The sequence below is a fragment of the Zhihengliuella flava genome (assembly GCF_015751895.1).
In the GTDB taxonomy this organism is placed as follows: Bacteria; Actinomycetota; Actinomycetes; order Actinomycetales; family Micrococcaceae; genus Zhihengliuella; species Zhihengliuella flava.
Window position 1 is genome coordinate 2,855,516 of sequence record NZ_JADOTZ010000001.1, and the last position, 12,729, is coordinate 2,868,244.

Below are 12,729 nucleotides of genomic sequence, written 5' to 3' on the forward strand. Positions count from 1 at the left end.
CCCGCCACCTCCGTTCGTTTAGAGCACCTCGGCTGGGTCGCCGCCCTGCCGCAGCAGGTTCGCTGCTGCGTTGCCGGCAGCCGCTCCCACCTGTGTGGATGGTGGAATGAAATTGCCGTCATTGTCAGTGACTTCGTCGATCAGGTCGGCGACATCCTTCAGCTTCAGTGCGTCAGCGACTAGGCGCAGCTTCGTCAGCGGTGGCAGCAAGTCCAGCTCGTCAGCCGTGGATACGGCGCCCATGAGAGTGGCCACGTCGACCTGCTCAAGGTCCGGGAACGATGCGTCCACGGTCGGACGCTCCCCGCCGGCGAACTCGACCGACAGGCGGTCGCCGTCACGGATCATCCGCCCGCGCAATGGCCCGCGAGGTGCGATGGCCGCCTGCTCGAGTGCATACCCCACGCTGGCCTTATAGAACTCGGCGTGTACGGCTTGCCGGGCCTGCATTTCGAGGCGCATCGGCTGATCCAGGGTCTCGGCGACGGCGCGGGCACCTGTGGTGCCGGGGTCGGCGGTCAGGATCGTGACCGTGACACCTACCGCGGACGCGACCAGTGCGGCCAGTGGTCGACCCGACTCGGCGTCCAGAGTGGCGCCGGACTTCGATGGGGCTTCGAGCTCGCCTGAACCGGTGTACCCGAACCCGCCTGCCTGTCCATCAGCCGCATCCTTAGCGACGGCGCGCATGTGCTGGGCTTTCCCGTTCTTGTCTTTCAGGATCCACGCGATGCGGGCGAGGGCCTTCATCAACAGGGCCCAGTCCTCAAGGAACTCCTTGTAAGCACGGGCCCACGGGATAGCCGCGAACCCGTCACCGATGCCCCACGAGGCACCTTCGCCGACTGGGTTCACGGCAAGGTGGTAGACCGGTGCGTCCCAGCGGACTTCGTGCCCGTCGATGCGGCGGACCCGCGACTGAGGCTGGTACGACAGCGCCGGGTAGTAGGCCGTGCGCTCTGTACCGTCCGCCGTCCACGTGCGCTTATAAAAGCGCGGCGTATACCGGTCGCCCGGATCCGTCACAATCTCCCGCACCTCAGGGAACGGGATCGGACGCACCTGCACCCTGCCCGTGAGTGGATTCGTGTAGTGGGCGACGAAGACGTTGCCGTCGTCGAAGAGGTTCCCCTCGATCCGGTTCCGGGCCTGCGGCCCGAACACGGCGTCCCGGTTGGACTCGTCGTCCATGAACCCCGACACGATCTCGGCGAGGTCGACACCGTCAATCTCACGGACGGACACTTCCACGCCTTGGCCAAAGATGTACCCTTGCCGGATCAGCTTCGCCCGCTTCATCAGGGGGTTAACTACCGACATGATGCGGCACAGCTCCGCGTTCGAACCGAGTGTTTCCCGAGACGCCAATGCCGCATAGTTTTCCGCGATCCGCTGCCATCCCACGTCCTCGGCCTGCAGCGACGCGAGCCGCTCGCTGAGGCGCTCAACCTCCCACGAAAGTGACTCGACCTCGCTCGTAGTGGAGGCACTCTCCGTCACTGCAGGAGACTCGAGGCCGAACAAATCCTGGATCCAGCCCATGGGTGGCACCTCCTGCCTAGTACGGGCTGATGCTCCAGCCACGGGAATCGAATTCTTCGTAGACATCCGACTCCACCACCTGGTCACCACCGTTGAGTAGTGGCATGAGGAGGAGCCGGTTCACAGCCTGTGACAGGCCGTCAATCGTGTCGTCGTGGGAGCCGTTCGGGAAGTTTTTCGCTTCCTCGATCAGTTCGCCCACGTTCGGGAGAAGGTCAGCGGTTGGGAGTACAACGTTCTGTGAGTACACGAGCGGGGACACAGCCGACGCACGCGCAGTCTTCGAGCCTTCGGGTTCGATGGGGATCAGCCCGACGAGCTGCCCCTGCAGAGCGTTGATCACTGCAGGGCCGTTGGCCTTGTCTTCCACGAACTTCGCGACCGCTTGCGGCCACTTCGCTGACATTGCCCGCATGGCCGACAATGAGGCGTTGAAGTTCATTCGCTCGCGAACCTGATCGAGTAGGTACGCTTTCGTGCCGATCCGGAGCCACACCTGACCGACGACGTAGTCGGACGACTGCTTGTCTTTGAACGTGAAGTCCCACGACTGCACCAGCTCGTGGTCGTCCCGGCCGATGCCGGGTACGGTGCGGTGCCCGTCCGGGTGTTCGATCCAGAGCGGTTGATCGTAGCGCGCCCAGTCTTCTTCGGGCGGGAAGATGCCACCCTCGTCGGGTGACGGGCGGCCCTGATAGAGAGACGCCCAGGTGCGGGGCCCTGCGGTGGCTTTACGGTTCTCCCATTGGCGTTGCGTGCGCTTCCGGGCGGACTCCATGAACTCGCCCGGTGCCCGGCCTAGTGGGTCCGTCTCATCCTTCTCGGGACGGTGGTCGGCTTGGGCGGGGATGTTGAGGACGACCCACCCCGCGGCTTTGTCCTGTTCGATGAGCCGTCCGGCGAGGTCGTCTTGGTGCCACCGGGTGAGGATGACGATCACTGGGGCGCCGGGTGCGAGGCGAGCTGACGCGGCGTCTGTCCACCAGTCCCACACGTTGTCCCGGTAGACCTCGGAATCTGCTTCCTTGCGGTCCTTGATCGGGTCGTCGATGATCATCATGTCGGCGGGGCGGCCGGTGACGCCGGCGCCGATGCCGACGGAGAGGACGCCGCCGTCGTGGCCGTCGAGTGTCCATTCGTGCACGCTGCCGTTGTCTGGGGCGATCCGCAAGCCGATGTCCGTGTTGGATTGGATGCGGTTGCGGATTTGGCGGCCGTTCCGGTTCGCGAGGTTCTGTGCGTAGGACGCGGTGACGATGCGGAGGTCTGGGTTTTGTGTGAGTGCCCAGATCGGGAAGTCGTTGGCTACCCGGACCGATTTTCCCTCCTGTGGGGGCATCGTGATGATGAGCCTTGAGTCTGGGGTGTTGAACGCTTTGATGAGCGCGGCGTCTATGAGGTCGAGGGCCGGGGTTTGGACTGTTTTCGGGTTCGTCGCTTGCGCCAGTCCGCCGGGTGTCGACCACTTCGGCTTTGGTGGCTCGAACTTTTGTGCCGCGATCTCCCACATGCTGAGAGTCACGGTGGATCACCTCAGACGGTTACTGGGTTGTATTCGGCCTCGTATGCGAGTGCGGGTTTCTTCTGCATGGCTTTGGTGAATTCGTGTTCGTGGTGCCGGCAGAGGTAGACGGGGAGCATGACGGTGAGGATCGTGATGCGGGTGTGGGCCCAGGCGGTGCAGTTGGCGTCGCATTTGGTGCCTGTGGGGACGATCTTTGTCATGGCCCCTCCTGTGGTGGTGTGTGCGCGCTCTGCCCACTCGCGTCCATTGGTTGGCTGGGGGCGCGCATCGTTGGAGTGGCCGGGATCGAACCGGCCGTTTGCCCCTCGTCAGGGGTTCACTTGTCCTACCAAGGGACTCCATTGTGTTCTTGCGCAGGTGCGGCTCTAGTCTTCTATGCCCGTCGTGGCCGTCCTTAGGCCGCAGTGGTCCTGCTCCTGCCGGGACAGTGCGGGTGCGGTGCCTTTGACGCAAGAAAATTAGGGGGTGCGTGCCCGGCGGCGGGTCTTGGCGGTATCCCTTGGGTGGCGGGGTCGCTCGCCGCTCCATTGTCAGTAGGGTGCCGGGCACGCACGAAGCCCCCACCAGTTGGGGATGGTGGGGGCTTCTGACCGACACGTGTTCGATCTTGATTTCATCGTATGGACAGGCACCTGCGGTGTCAAGTTTTGATAACCATGACGGTGAGTTGCGATCACCATTTACTTCATGAGTTTGATGAGGTCGGCGGGGGAGACTCCCTCCACGTTGGTGTTGGGGTCGCGGCGGGGCGTGAGCTTGCCGCGTTGCACCCACTTGTGGGCGGTGTTGTATTTGACCTTGTACCCGGCTAGTTGGAGGGCCCTAACGACTTGGGGGAGCGGGGCGATGACGTGGTGGGCGTCCACGATCCGTTGGGTGCGCCGCTCTACTGCGTCGTAGGCCTGGGAGCACATGTCGCACCGGGCGTAGGTTGCGCCCTCGTAGTGCTTTACGGTGCCAGGGCACGGCTGGATGCGGCCGTCGGAGTAGATGGGCCGACCGCATTCGCCGAGGGTGACGCGTTCGGTGGGGCGGTCGGAGGCGCGGAGGATGTCACGCTCGGCTGCCCTGAGCTCGTAGAGCAGGTCGCCCGCCCAGTCATGCTGGATGATGGTGACCAGTCGTCGGGTGAGCCATTCCGCGGCGGGGATCGTGTCTACAGGCGCGGTTTCGTGGGACGTTTCGGCGAGTGCACGCGCCCACCCGACGAGTGTGACCCGGTACGTTTCGAGGTGTTCCCGGATGACGTCGCTCCCGGGTGAGCATGAGCCGGCCTTCCCACCACCGCCACCTTCACTGGACACGCCTACGGCCATACCTAGGCGGGTTGCGTCTGCCGTTGCGATGGTCGACGGGACACGGAACAGGTGGCCACGCAACCGGCCCGTGCAGGGCTGGCACAAGTACTGGCTGGCTTCGGCCCCGCACTCGGTGTTCGTGCACTGGGTCATGGCATGTTCCCTTCGAGGGCGCGGAGTTCGGTGGGGACAATCGTTTGGGTGAGTTCCCACTGTTCGGGGGTGAGGTTGAGGCCGTCGAGGATGCGCTTGAGGACTCCGGCGACAAGTTCGCCCTGCTGTTCAGCGAGCCGGACGCGTCGTTCTTCGATTCCGGCTTTAAGGGCGATGGCGGAGAACTTGACCAGGCGTTCGCGTTCGCGTTCGTAGAGCTCGTACCAGACGGACGGTTTCGCTTCGGAGGTCATCTCGTCGATGGGGCCCTCTTTGCCGATGCCGGCCTTGTGCTGGGTCTCGCCCCAGACGAGTTCGCGGGGCGTGAGTTCTTCGACTTTGCCGCGCAACCATTCAACGTGGGCGTGGGTGATCTGGATTTCCCGCAGCAAGGCTTGTCCGGGGTCTACGTCGGGGTACTTGTCTTGGATGCCGAGGGTGCGCACTTGTTTCGCGAGGTCCTGTTCCGCCAAATTCTTCTCTGCTTTCCGCATGACTTGGGGTGACCGGCCCCCGTGCTTGCCGCACCGGGTTCCGCCCTTGATCGGCGGGGCACCGCACGGGTCATCGTTGCGCTTCCTCGCCCCGCAGATTGCTTTCCCGTCACGGGTTTGGCCTGGGGCGTACTTCGGGTCAGCCACGGGTTATCCTTCCGAGGTTGGCAGTTTGACGACGATAGTTGGGGACATGGACACCACGCTGACTAAAGGCGAGCTCGAACTGATGCTGGATCGCTTGGCTGCATTCAGGAAGCGATTCGAGCAACTTCATGAGCTTTGCGAAGTGGGTACGGGGATGTACACAGGTGGCTACGGCTACATGTGGGCGCGTGATGGTCACGAAGACGACGTAAAAGAAATAAAAATCGACCTTGGCCGCTTGGCTGGACTTGCTGAGCCAGCGATAGCCGCCACGCAAAGCTATGTTCTCACCGAGGTCCACGGGCAAGTTCAGAATTTGAGCCCCGTCTCCGCGTGGCTTACTTGTATGCAGCCGAGACCTGCACTGGGGCCGGAAGATATTTTGATGGCTTGCCGATCCGCTGAGGGCCGCTTGACTGTCTTGATCGAAGATCGCAAAAAGGTCGAGGGAACGTTTGCGTGGAAGATCGCGCGCCTGATCGGGTGGCCGAAGCGTGTCCGTGACCTTGCTGGTTTGACGGCAGATAGTGCCGGCGGTAGAGCAACTGTCTACGGTCTGGGTGCGCTGATGTTTGGCGCCCTCGCTTCGGTTATCGGAAGCATCATCTGGGCGGGAGTTACGGCCGCCATGAAGCTTACGGGTCTCGGGGCGTAGCCTCACACCTGCCCTTGGGCCCGTCATGTTGCTGTCTTTCCGTGCCAGCGGCGGGCTTGGTCGTTTCGGGCTTCGTTGTGGGCCATGGCTACAGCGCCGGCCCATGTGTCGGGTATTTCGATGAGGGTTCCGGCGGGGTCGTAGACGCGCCACTCGCGGCGCTTGCTGATGACAATCTGCCGAACCCGGTACCGGCGGGCTGGTGGTGTAGTCACGCCAGTACTCATGCCGCCTCCTTCGGCAGGTGTTCGATTTGCTCGCCCGTGTGCCCGGACGAGGATTGGTGCGCGGCGACGAAACCCCGCGCCACATTGACACCGGCCGGCGACGGGTCCTCAAGCGTGGCCTTGAACGTGCAGCCAGGGCATTGAATGACCCACGCACGGCGGGCCTTGTCGCGACGCTCGAGGACCTCGTACAAGTACCGGCCGGCGAACGTGTACGCCACGAAATTGACCGTCCACAGGACAACATCGAGCGCCGTCATTGTTGAGCCGCCACGGGGTCGGTATGGCACGGACAGGCACACGGCTTGTTGCGGGTCGCGCTGACGTGGTAGAAGAAACCGCTACACCGGTCATGGCGGCTAATCACGCATTGTTTGGCCCAGCGGTCCTTTCTAGACGAACGCGCCGGCGGGCGCTGACTCGCGATACGACGGACCGCGTCGCTATTGATTTGCCGCCCCCGTTCCCCGTCGTACACCTTGGCCTGCAACCCGACTAGGTCATTAGCCGCGCTACGGATCTCACGCGGGGGAGACCACCCGGCCGCGAGCAACACCGGGACAGCGTCGTTCAGGAACGCTAGAGCGATCTCCCGCAACCCGTATTTCATCGCGTCCGGAACAACCTCCCACGGCACACCCGCCTTCCCACTGTCATACGGGTGACGGGCAACCGCGTCCACAAGCTCGGCGGTCACATGGTTAGTCGGCATCGTCGCCCGCCTCGGAGCTCATGCGCGCGGCGGCGGCGACCACGGACGCGTCCCCGCTCTGGACGAGCTGTTGAAAGAGCGCCTGCGCGGTGCTTTCGAGGTATTCCGGAAGGGCGTTCAGGAAGCGCAACGCGTAGACCCCGTGGTCCTCGGGCCACCGGATCTCCACGGCAAGCGGGACCTGGACACCTGCCTCTGACGTCAAGGTCGCGTCGATCGTGATCGAGTCGGTGTTCGCGTGCTTCGTGTTCTCGGTCATCGTGTCTCCTCTAGGTACCAGCCGCAGGTGGGCCGGTGGATTTGGTTCGGGTACATCACGGACGGTGGTGTGCCGCGCTCAAACTTGCTGACTACTCCGCACTGGGGGCAGGTCAGGCGGATGGGCGGCAGGTGCTTGCGGATGAAGCGGATCATCGTGGGGTGTCCAGTTCCGGCCTGTCGAGGCTCGATTCGCCGTGCCGGCCGTCAATGCTCCATGTGGTGCCGCAGTCAGTACACTCGAGGGCCTCGGTGTCGATGACTGCCATGTCACCGCCGTCCTCGCAGATGGGGCACCAAGCGGACGGCTCCCAGTCCACGTTGATGTCAGGAATGCCGCTCATTCCCCCACCCCCAGCTTTTCGGTGATTGTGTCTGCGAGGTCTCGGAGGGCTTCGTTGTAGCCCTCCGCCTGGTGAATCTCGTAGCTCTGCATTTCGCCGGTGATTTTTACCGGCTCTAGCAGGTCGAGCACGGCCCGGAGTGCGGCGGTCATGCGCGGCAGGTCAGAGCGGGCGGCGGCGATGAAGTCGGCGTCACATTGCCGGGTGTCCTCGTCTTCGCCGTCGCTGGCGTGAATAAGCGCGATGGACTGCCCGCTGTCCGTAACATGCCAGTGGTCGCCCTTGCGTGGGCCTGTCGTGATCGCCTGCCATGGCCCATTGGTTGCGGCGTCGGCGCGCGCCTCGACCTCGGTCAGGTAGTCGTGTGCGGTAATCATGCCTGCCCACCCATCCGCTCGTAGGCCTCACGGGCCATCGAGCTAGGGTCCATGCCGATGGAAGCGTCTAGGGCGGCCAGCGCGATAAGGTTCGCGGTGCGTTGTTCGTAGGCGAGGGCGAGGATGGCGCCGATTTCGTAGGCGAGGTGGGATTTCCCCTCGTCATGCAGCGTGCTCCGGTAGTTGTCCGGGCCTTGCGCGTACGGATTGCCAGGTAGTGATGGCTCGGTCATGACGTTTGCTCCTTGTGGTACTGGCACGCGTCCTGCATTGCTTGCCGGCGCGTGGCTCGCTTGGGTGCATCGGGGTACGTTGCCCGGTAATAGACCGGCTGTGGGCTGAAGAGGTTCTGGGCGCGCACCCAATCGGTCGGGTGTGTGCGGCCGCAGTCCTCGCAGATGGTGATACTCACATCTGCTCCTCAAGCTCGTGCTGGCCCGCAGCGTCTACGGCCAACTGGTATCCGGCGAGACGCAACAGGCCGTGTACCTCCGCGACCGTAAGCGTGACCTGCATTTCATCCGCGACCTGGATGCGGCGGAACGTCGGGCTCAGCTGCCCATAGCTCGGCTCGCGCACCCAAATCTCTTCGGTGAATCCCTTGCTCAACGTCTTGCCCTCCCATGGGCTAAAGGCGACCAACGATGGCCGCGAAGCCTACTGACAATCACCACTCTAGTCATTAGTAATCACCAACGCAAGCATCAAAAATCACCAGACAACTCAGCCTGAATCCGACCCGAAACAAGATCCGCCGGACGCCACACACCCGCATCCGCCCCGACCGCCGCCAACACGTCAAGCACCTGCCGTTGGTCGGCTGTCATCCGCCCCTTGTCGGTCTTGAGCTCCCGGAACAGCAGCCGACCCCGCCGCGTGGATGCGAGGACCAGGTCAGGGAACCCCGGCTGCGAACGCCGGCTGTCGTGCGTGTGGTAGGTGACCTCGTAGCCGTGGAACTTCGCCAGTTTGATCACTGCGGACTGCAGGTTGCGTTCGGTCATCGCTGGTAGGTGTGCCGCCGACTGCCCCAGAATGCGGCTTGTCGCTGCGCTTGGCCCCTTGGCTGGGGTGTTGCGGGTCTGGCTCATTTTGCGGCCTCCTGTGGGGCTTCTGGGGGTTGTGTGGTGGTTGCGCCTACGGCGGGGGTTTTGCCGAGGTCGGTTTGGGCGCGTTGTCCGGTTTTGATTTCGGACCAGCAGCAGCGGCAGTTGTGGGCGGGCTCTTCGGGGTGGTCTTGGCAGGGTGGTGGGGGAGGGAGGTGCCGGTGGGTTTCGGTGGGCCAGTGGGGGCCGGGGATGAAGATTGGTGCGGGGGTTTTGCAGGTGGGGTCTTGGGCTTTTGTGGTGGCTGCGATGGTGAGCGCTGCGAGGTTGGGGATGTTGGTGCGGTTTTTGCCGATGAGGGTGGTGAGTGCTCGGGTGTCCCAGTCGGGGCGGATGCGGTTGATGAGTTGGGCGAGAAGTGTGGCGTCGGTTTTGGTGATTTCCATGGTGTTCCTTTCTTCCAGCCAGGCGTCGTTTTCTTGCGTGTTACGTGGGTGACGATTTGGCTGGAAGTTTTCAGAATCTGGTGATTAGAGGGTTGGGTGAGTGACGCTGGGAGGTAGTAGTTCTTAAGTTCTTAACTTCTAGGCACTCGTTTGGCACCCAAAAAGTGGCTTTAGCTAGTGGTGTTTGCTACTCGGTTTGCTACTTTTGCCACTCATGTTTGGGGGTTTTGGCGGTAAGGTCGGGGTGTTGGAGCCAGTCGGCTTTAGTCTCGAAATCGTTGTTGCAGTGCTGGCAGGCCTCGTCGTAGATGAGCCGGTTGATGTGGTTCTTGACGTGACCTCCGCGCGCTCCGGCGCTTTGCCGGACTTCGTGCTTGTTCTTGATGACCTGGGCTTCGGTTTGGTGTTTCACGTAGTCGTGGAGCTGGTAGGTCATGTTGTCGATCTTGTGGAGTAGCCCTTGGGTGACGAGCTCCTTGAAGGGCTTGTCACCGCGTGTCTTGCAGGCCCGAGTGGAGACGATGCCGTCTCGCTTTTGTTGGCCTGCTCTGAGGAGTAGGGATAGGTGCAGGAGAATGGCGGTGTCGGAGAGTGCATCGATCTTGGGGTTGTCGAGGTAGTCGAGGGAGATTTTGATGTATGGCCTCCCGTCTTTGTCCGTCATATGTCCTCCTTGGTGTGGCAGGATGGTGGCCTCTGTTGGCTCGTTTTTGGGGAGAGTGGTTTCATGCCTATTTCGATGCGGCTTGAGTTTCAGCTGACTGATGGGACGTCGGGGGAGCGGCCGACTGTTGGAGATTTGAAGCAGTGGCTTGCTCTCGTGGAGAAGAGCGGCGTGTCCGACGAAGAGGAGCTGCTGCTGGAGCGCAGCAGGTACGACACCATTGAGGGGTTCTTCGTTTTCGCGTTTCCCGACGACGAGTCCTGAAAGGTACTAGGCGGTCCTCCGTTCGGTTTGGCTTGTCCAGTGCCAGGTCCCGTGCCCGCACTGGTAGTACCGGCATGGGTCCGCGTGGCCGGTGATAATCACCATTTCCTGCCGCAAGCGGCGTGCTTCCGCCTTGGTGGGGGCGTAAACCTTTCCACACGGGCAGTGGAGGAGGTGCGGGTAGTTCGGGCGCTGCTTGTGAACCTGCTTCATGAGGCGTCCTCGTAGGTGAGGGTGACGTGTACGCCGGCGCTGTCTGTGTACACGATCTGGTTGCCGTGCCGCTTGTACCCGGTCTTGGCGTCTCGCAGCCGGCGAATGCGCTGCTGCATAGCTTCCTCAGCAGCGAGGTGGTGGTCCTCGTGCCTGGTCTCCGTGACTAGGTCCTCATCGTCGGTGCGGATCGTGAGGTTGTGTGGCATCAGGTTGCCCTCCTGTGTGCTGCGATCATGTCCGTCAGTGCCGCGCTTGCCTGCTGTGGCACGACGCCATTGCCAAGGGCTTTCAATTGCTCGTTGCGGCTGATGTCCACATCGGTCACCCATCCGGGTTCGAGGCCCATCATCCACTCGACGAAGCGGGCCGATAGCCGGTGCTTGCCCTTCGCGGTCAGTTCTGTAGGGGCTGGGGCGGTTCCTCGCACGGCTTCCCATCGACGAATAGCTGGGCCGTATGGCCCCCATTCGATGGCGGGACGAGTGCGTCCGTCAGCGTCGTCCCGGTGTTGAATTTCTTCCCGGGCGTCCGGTCCGCTGTGGCGTTCCTGGCCCCGTTCGCGTCCGTGCACACTGGTGTCGGAAGTAGTTGTACTGCGCTCGGCAGCATGAGCTCCCCCGAGCTGCCCCTCTGGTTCGGTCCGCCCTTCGTCCCGTCCGTCGCCCGCGGCGTCGGAAAGAGCTTCCCTTCCGCGATCGCTTCGGCTGCCCCGTTCAGCAGGAGCTCGTCCGACCTGTCCCCGCTCCGGGTCCTGTTTCCGCCCTGCGTCATCCCCACGGTGGGCGTCGGCAGGAGTTTCCCGCCGGTCTCGATCAGTCCGTTCTCCGCCATGATCGCCAGATCCGTGACCTGCGTGCGGCCCGGCTTCTTCCACAGGTGATTCTCCGGGGCGTTGCCCGACGGCTGCGCACAGGGTGTCGGGAGCAGATGCTCCACCTCGTCGGCCAGCGTCGGCCCGTGCCCGCCCTCCCGGCGCTTGTCCGGGTGCTGACTGCCCCCGTTCACCGCGAGCTGAGACGTTGGCGTCTTGAGGAGCTTCTCGCTCGGATCCAGCCCGCACAGACTCACGATCTGATTCGTCAGGAACGCCTGCCCGGTCCCTTGCCTTCGAGCTACGCCCATTGTGTTCGATGGCTTCGTGCCCTCGGCTGCCACCGGGGTCAAGAACAGCTCCCCTTCGGACTCCGAGGACGAAGACGCGGAACCTGCCGTGCGGTGCTCCCACGTCGGCAGCTCGTAGGCCACGCCACTGACAGTCATACCCGAGGTCGGCCAAGTCTCCGAGTACACGTCCGAGTGCCCGAAGAGATCCTGCCCCCCCCGTTTCCCAGAGATCCCTCTCGTGGTTCCAAATCGCTAGCTGATGTGGCTTTGGCACTGTAGGCTCCCCTGACGTTTTCCCAGACCACGTAGGTGGGTTTGACGGTGGCGATGGCTTCTCGCATTTGCACCCATAGATTCGAGCGGGTGCCCTCGCTCATTCCGGCGCGTCGGCCAGCATGGCTGAGGTCCTGGCAGGGTGTACCGCCACTGACGATGTCCACCGGTTCTACGGTGGTCCAGTCGATTTTGGTCATGTCCCCGTGGTTCGGGACGTCCGGCCAGTGCTCGGCCATGACCTGTGACGGGGCATCCTCGAATTCGGAGTACCATGCGAGCTTGGATCCGAAAGCTCGTTCCACGGCGAGACCCAGGCCGCCGTACCCGGCGCACAATTCAGCGTGTCTCATGCAGCATCCTTGAGTTCGTTGGTGGTGAGTAGCCGGATGGCGGCGTCGATCTGTGCGGCGCGGGCCCGGTATTCGTCCGCGGCTTGAAGGTGTTGCATCCGGTGGTGGGGTTCGCGCTCGGCTGCCCGAGTCGAGACGGCGGCTTCCGTGCGCAACCCGTGGGCCGCGAGGGCCAGATGCGCGATCGCTTCGGTGTGCTTCATGCGGCCTTCCTGCCCGTACATTCCTCGGTGACGAGTTGCAGCCGCTGGCGCCTTACCTCGTCTGGCTCAGGCCACCGTGCCCTGATGTCGGCCAGGAGCGCGTCCCAGTCGGCCTGCGTCCAGTCCCTCGAGCGGATTTCGTGCTCGAGGCGTCGGGCCTGCCACCGGGCAGCAGCGGTTTCCCGACGCTGTGCGACAAACTGACGGCGAAGTTCGGCCGCTTCGTCCTCCAGACGTTGAATCTCCCCGAGGAGCTGCTTTTCGCGCTGGTGGAGCGTCCGAATGACCGTGTGCACGTCGCCCGACCTGCGCGTTGCGCCATGCGTGTAGCCAGCCATCAGCGGTCCTTTCGGTGGCAGGCGCACTGGTGCCGGTAGTAGCAAACGCCCAGGGCGTTGCGGCAGCACCCGCGGCGGCACTCATCAGAG

Annotated in this window: 22 protein-coding genes; 2 read left to right on the forward strand and 20 right to left on the reverse strand. The window is 63.2% G+C overall.

What is annotated here, in order from left to right:
- Window positions 1–18 precede the first annotated feature (18 nt).
- The 5 genes from IW252_RS13125 to IW252_RS13145 form a co-directional block, all read right to left on the reverse strand.
- Window positions 19–1,542, reverse strand: a complete 1,524-nt coding sequence (locus IW252_RS13125; protein WP_196836966.1) for a hypothetical protein — start codon at window positions 1,540–1,542, stop codon at window positions 19–21.
- 16 nt (window positions 1,543–1,558) lie between these two features.
- Window positions 1,559–3,064, reverse strand: coding sequence for a phage terminase large subunit (gene terL, locus IW252_RS13130; RefSeq protein ID WP_331271543.1), 1,506 nt, complete (start codon window positions 3,062–3,064; stop codon window positions 1,559–1,561).
- 11 nt (window positions 3,065–3,075) lie between these two features.
- Entirely contained in the window at window positions 3,076–3,267 is a 192-nt protein-coding gene (locus IW252_RS13135; protein ID WP_196836967.1) for a hypothetical protein, read from the reverse strand.
- A gap of 480 nt (window positions 3,268–3,747) precedes the next feature.
- Entirely contained in the window at window positions 3,748–4,518 is a 771-nt protein-coding gene (locus IW252_RS13140; protein ID WP_196836968.1) for a hypothetical protein, read from the reverse strand.
- Window positions 4,515–5,159, reverse strand: a complete 645-nt coding sequence (locus IW252_RS13145) for an HGGxSTG domain-containing protein (protein ID WP_196836969.1) — start codon at window positions 5,157–5,159, stop codon at window positions 4,515–4,517. Before IW252_RS13145 ends, IW252_RS13140 begins: the two co-directional genes overlap by 4 nt.
- Before the next feature lie 46 nt (window positions 5,160–5,205).
- Between IW252_RS13145 and IW252_RS13150 the strand changes: the two genes are divergently transcribed.
- Window positions 5,206–5,814, forward strand: coding sequence for a hypothetical protein (locus tag IW252_RS13150; protein WP_196836970.1), 609 nt, complete (start codon window positions 5,206–5,208; stop codon window positions 5,812–5,814).
- A gap of 223 nt (window positions 5,815–6,037) precedes the next feature.
- Here the strand turns inward: IW252_RS13150 and IW252_RS13155 are convergent, their stop codons facing one another.
- From IW252_RS13155 to IW252_RS13200, 10 genes are all read right to left on the reverse strand, one after another.
- The gene (locus IW252_RS13155) at window positions 6,038–6,301 is read right to left on the reverse strand and encodes a hypothetical protein (protein WP_196836971.1); all 264 of its coding nucleotides are present in this window, start codon (window positions 6,299–6,301) and stop codon (window positions 6,038–6,040) included.
- A gap of 441 nt (window positions 6,302–6,742) precedes the next feature.
- A complete protein-coding gene (locus IW252_RS13160; protein ID WP_196836972.1) occupies window positions 6,743–7,012 on the reverse strand; it encodes a hypothetical protein in 270 nt (89 codons plus the stop codon).
- A gap of 151 nt (window positions 7,013–7,163) precedes the next feature.
- A complete protein-coding gene (locus tag IW252_RS13165; protein WP_196836973.1) occupies window positions 7,164–7,355 on the reverse strand; it encodes a hypothetical protein in 192 nt (63 codons plus the stop codon).
- Complete coding sequence (locus tag IW252_RS13170) at window positions 7,352–7,732, reverse strand: hypothetical protein (protein WP_196836974.1); 381 nt, start codon at window positions 7,730–7,732, stop codon at window positions 7,352–7,354. The genes IW252_RS13165 and IW252_RS13170 overlap by 4 nt, the downstream gene beginning before the upstream one ends.
- Window positions 7,729–7,965 (reverse strand): hypothetical protein, encoded by a 237-nt coding sequence (locus IW252_RS13175; RefSeq protein WP_196836975.1) that lies wholly within the window; start codon window positions 7,963–7,965, stop codon window positions 7,729–7,731. Before IW252_RS13175 ends, IW252_RS13170 begins: the two co-directional genes overlap by 4 nt.
- Entirely contained in the window at window positions 7,962–8,144 is a 183-nt protein-coding gene (locus IW252_RS13180; protein ID WP_196836976.1) for a hypothetical protein, read from the reverse strand. The genes IW252_RS13175 and IW252_RS13180 overlap by 4 nt, the downstream gene beginning before the upstream one ends.
- On the reverse strand, window positions 8,141–8,341 hold the full coding sequence (locus tag IW252_RS13185) for a hypothetical protein (protein WP_196836977.1): 201 nt from the start codon (window positions 8,339–8,341) through the stop codon (window positions 8,141–8,143). The genes IW252_RS13180 and IW252_RS13185 overlap by 4 nt, the downstream gene beginning before the upstream one ends.
- A 95-nt stretch (window positions 8,342–8,436) precedes the next feature.
- On the reverse strand, window positions 8,437–8,823 hold the full coding sequence (locus IW252_RS13190) for a VRR-NUC domain-containing protein (protein WP_231366016.1): 387 nt from the start codon (window positions 8,821–8,823) through the stop codon (window positions 8,437–8,439).
- A complete protein-coding gene (locus IW252_RS13195) occupies window positions 8,820–9,224 on the reverse strand; it encodes a hypothetical protein (protein ID WP_196836978.1) in 405 nt (134 codons plus the stop codon). Before IW252_RS13195 ends, IW252_RS13190 begins: the two co-directional genes overlap by 4 nt.
- 199 nt (window positions 9,225–9,423) lie before the next feature.
- Window positions 9,424–9,888 (reverse strand): hypothetical protein, encoded by a 465-nt coding sequence (locus tag IW252_RS13200; RefSeq protein ID WP_196836979.1) that lies wholly within the window; start codon window positions 9,886–9,888, stop codon window positions 9,424–9,426.
- Between the two features lie 63 nt (window positions 9,889–9,951).
- Between IW252_RS13200 and IW252_RS13205 the strand changes: the two genes are divergently transcribed.
- Entirely contained in the window at window positions 9,952–10,152 is a 201-nt protein-coding gene (locus IW252_RS13205) for a hypothetical protein (RefSeq protein ID WP_196836980.1), read from the forward strand.
- Between the two features lie 209 nt (window positions 10,153–10,361).
- On the opposite strand, the gene IW252_RS13210 is transcribed toward IW252_RS13205, so the two are convergent.
- Genes IW252_RS13210 through IW252_RS13230 form a run of 5 tightly spaced genes read right to left on the reverse strand, consistent with a single transcriptional unit; the run spans window position 10,362 to window position 12,639 of the window.
- Window positions 10,362–10,574 carry a hypothetical protein gene (locus tag IW252_RS13210; RefSeq protein ID WP_196836981.1) on the reverse strand — a complete coding sequence of 71 codons (213 nt, stop codon included), beginning with the start codon at window positions 10,572–10,574 and terminating at the stop codon, window positions 10,362–10,364.
- Complete coding sequence (locus tag IW252_RS13215) at window positions 10,574–11,644, reverse strand: DNA cytosine methyltransferase (RefSeq protein WP_196836982.1); 1,071 nt, start codon at window positions 11,642–11,644, stop codon at window positions 10,574–10,576. Before IW252_RS13215 ends, IW252_RS13210 begins: the two co-directional genes overlap by 1 nt.
- Window positions 11,625–12,098: a DNA cytosine methyltransferase gene (locus IW252_RS13785; protein ID WP_196836983.1), complete on the reverse strand. Its 474-nt coding sequence runs from the start codon at window positions 12,096–12,098 to the stop codon at window positions 11,625–11,627. Before IW252_RS13785 ends, IW252_RS13215 begins: the two co-directional genes overlap by 20 nt.
- Entirely contained in the window at window positions 12,095–12,301 is a 207-nt protein-coding gene (locus IW252_RS13225) for a hypothetical protein (RefSeq protein WP_196836984.1), read from the reverse strand. Before IW252_RS13225 ends, IW252_RS13785 begins: the two co-directional genes overlap by 4 nt.
- On the reverse strand, window positions 12,298–12,639 hold the full coding sequence (locus tag IW252_RS13230; protein WP_196836985.1) for a hypothetical protein: 342 nt from the start codon (window positions 12,637–12,639) through the stop codon (window positions 12,298–12,300). The genes IW252_RS13225 and IW252_RS13230 overlap by 4 nt, the downstream gene beginning before the upstream one ends.
- Between the last annotated feature and the right edge of the window lie 90 nt (window positions 12,640–12,729).

Bases quoted from the DNA above. Each gene is read 5' to 3' on its own strand.
- IW252_RS13125 (WP_196836966.1), bottom strand. From the start codon at position 1,542: ATGGGCTGGATCCAGGATTTGTTCGGCCTCGAGTCTCCTGCAGTGACG.
- IW252_RS13150 (WP_196836970.1), top strand. From the start codon at position 5,206: ATGGACACCACGCTGACTAAAGGCGAGCTCGAACTGATGCTGGATCGC.
- IW252_RS13210 (WP_196836981.1), bottom strand. From the start codon at position 10,574: ATGCCACACAACCTCACGATCCGCACCGACGATGAGGACCTAGTCACG.
- IW252_RS13195 (WP_196836978.1), bottom strand. From the start codon at position 9,224: ATGGAAATCACCAAAACCGACGCCACACTTCTCGCCCAACTCATCAAC.
- IW252_RS13230 (WP_196836985.1), bottom strand. From the start codon at position 12,639: ATGGCTGGCTACACGCATGGCGCAACGCGCAGGTCGGGCGACGTGCAC.
- IW252_RS13140 (WP_196836968.1), bottom strand. From the start codon at position 4,518: ATGACCCAGTGCACGAACACCGAGTGCGGGGCCGAAGCCAGCCAGTAC.
- IW252_RS13190 (WP_231366016.1), bottom strand. From the start codon at position 8,823: ATGAGCCAGACCCGCAACACCCCAGCCAAGGGGCCAAGCGCAGCGACA.
- IW252_RS13170 (WP_196836974.1), bottom strand. From the start codon at position 7,732: ATGATTACCGCACACGACTACCTGACCGAGGTCGAGGCGCGCGCCGAC.
- IW252_RS13135 (WP_196836967.1), bottom strand. From the start codon at position 3,267: ATGACAAAGATCGTCCCCACAGGCACCAAATGCGACGCCAACTGCACC.
- IW252_RS13200 (WP_196836979.1), bottom strand. From the start codon at position 9,888: ATGACGGACAAAGACGGGAGGCCATACATCAAAATCTCCCTCGACTAC.
- IW252_RS13160 (WP_196836972.1), bottom strand. From the start codon at position 7,012: ATGACCGAGAACACGAAGCACGCGAACACCGACTCGATCACGATCGAC.
- IW252_RS13175 (WP_196836975.1), bottom strand. From the start codon at position 7,965: ATGACCGAGCCATCACTACCTGGCAATCCGTACGCGCAAGGCCCGGAC.
- IW252_RS13165 (WP_196836973.1), bottom strand. From the start codon at position 7,355: ATGAGCGGCATTCCTGACATCAACGTGGACTGGGAGCCGTCCGCTTGG.
- IW252_RS13205 (WP_196836980.1), top strand. From the start codon at position 9,952: ATGCCTATTTCGATGCGGCTTGAGTTTCAGCTGACTGATGGGACGTCG.
- IW252_RS13785 (WP_196836983.1), bottom strand. From the start codon at position 12,098: ATGAGACACGCTGAATTGTGCGCCGGGTACGGCGGCCTGGGTCTCGCC.
- IW252_RS13225 (WP_196836984.1), bottom strand. From the start codon at position 12,301: ATGAAGCACACCGAAGCGATCGCGCATCTGGCCCTCGCGGCCCACGGG.
- IW252_RS13155 (WP_196836971.1), bottom strand. From the start codon at position 6,301: ATGACGGCGCTCGATGTTGTCCTGTGGACGGTCAATTTCGTGGCGTAC.